Genomic DNA, 1,642 nt, shown 5'->3' on the forward strand with positions numbered 1-1,642 from the left:
GGTCTGTACGAGCAGGTCGTCGCCGCGCCGCACCACCTTGGGTGGCGTGACCCGGCCGGCCAGCAACTCCTTGCCCGCCAGGTCCAGGAGCAGGGTGCCGCCGGGGGCCAGGCTGTCGTGCATGGTGCGCAGGGCCCGCGCGTTGTCGGCCGGGTCATCGAAGTAGCCGAACGAGGTGAACATGTTCAGCACCACGTCGAAGGCGCCGGGTTGGGCGTACGCGCGCACGTCGGCCTCCACGTACGTGGCCGGCGCCGACCGCTCGGCCGACAGCGCGCGGGCCCGCTCCAGCATGGCCGGGCTGCGGTCCACGCCGGTCACGGCGTAGCCCCGGCGGGCCAGCGGCACGGTGAACACGCCGGGCCCGCAGCACAGGTCGAGCACCCGTGCCCCGGTGGGCAGGGCCAGCAGCGGTGAGGTGTCCAGGAGGTCCTCGGCCTGGGTGAACCGCTGGTCGGAGAAGAGGAAGTCGTAGAACTCGGTCCAGAAGTCATCGTCCTGGAATCCGCCCGTGTGTGTCATGGGACTTCGGTGCTCCTTCGGTGTCGCCGGGTTGGGTGGAGGGCCGTGCCGTACGGCCGCGCAGCGCGAGCAGCAGTGGGGGGAACAGCAGGCACTGGGCCGCGGCCAGGAGCCAGAACCAGCCGGTGTCGCCGGCGCGTTCGCCGAGGCCGTACAACTGCCCGCCCAGGACGCCGCTCGCGCAGGCGCCCAGGCCCGCGGCCAGTCGTTGCTGGCCGAAGACGACCGCGTCGGAGCGGTCGCTGCGGCGCAGGGCCTCCAGGTCGTTCTTGAGGAAGAGCACGATGTCGCCGAGGGTGATCAGCGCCCCGCCGGCCAGCAGCGCGGGCCGGGTGCCGATGGCCAGCACGGCGAGGCCCGCGGCCAGGCCGGCGAAGCCGACGGCGAGCGCCACGGCGTACGGCATGCTCCGGATCAGCCCGGAGGCCAGCGGTTGGACGACGATGACCAGCGCGAAACAGAGCAGCAGCACCAGGCTGTAGAACTCGCTCGAAGCCCGCTCGACCGCGTAGACGGCCAGGTAGTGCTGGAAGTGGAAGTAGAGGTAGAAGGAGACGGCGCACGCGGCGAACGGCAGGATCGGCAGGCCGGACAGCAGGCCCCGTGGCGCGGACTCGGCGGCGGGCCGCCGCTCGCCGTCCGGTGCGGGCAGCCGGGCGTGGCCCGCCGTGACCGCGACGAACAGCGCCGTGACGGCCAGGAAGAGCCAGCCGGGCGAGGAGAGCACGAAAGGGCCGGCGATCAGCGGGCCCACGGCCATGCCCGCGTTGAGCGCCGCGTTGCCCGCCGACAGGTACGCCGGGCGCCGCTCCTCGTCTACGCCGTGTACCAGGTACGCCTTGTTCGCCGGCAGGTAGAGCGCCGCGCCGCAGCAGGTGAGGATCAGAGCCGCGACGGCCAGCGGCGGCCACCGCAGCGCGAGCAGCAGGCCCACGAACCCGGCCGTGCGCACCACCAGCGCGCACAGCATGGTGCGCCGCAGCCCGATCCGCTCCGCGAGCGCTCCGCCCACGATCCCGCCGGAGAACTGCACGAGGGACGCCACGGCCAGCACCAGGCCGACGGCGCCGAGCCCCATGCCGAGCCGCTCGTGCAGGAACACCGACATGAACGGCAGCAC

2 protein-coding genes are annotated in these 1,642 nt (G+C 73.1%); both read right to left on the minus strand.

Translation table 11 applies throughout. The features are described 5' to 3' along the window. Positions 1-522: class I SAM-dependent methyltransferase (locus tag KUM32_RS37605; RefSeq protein ID WP_217146326.1), on the minus strand; the 522-nt coding region annotated here is incomplete at its 3' end. Beyond that, positions 491-1,642: MFS transporter (locus KUM32_RS37610; RefSeq protein ID WP_217146327.1), on the minus strand; the 1,152-nt coding region annotated here is incomplete at its 5' end. The genes KUM32_RS37610 and KUM32_RS37605, both read right to left, overlap by 32 nt.

Source organism: Streptomyces sp. AC627_RSS907 (assembly GCF_019049165.1).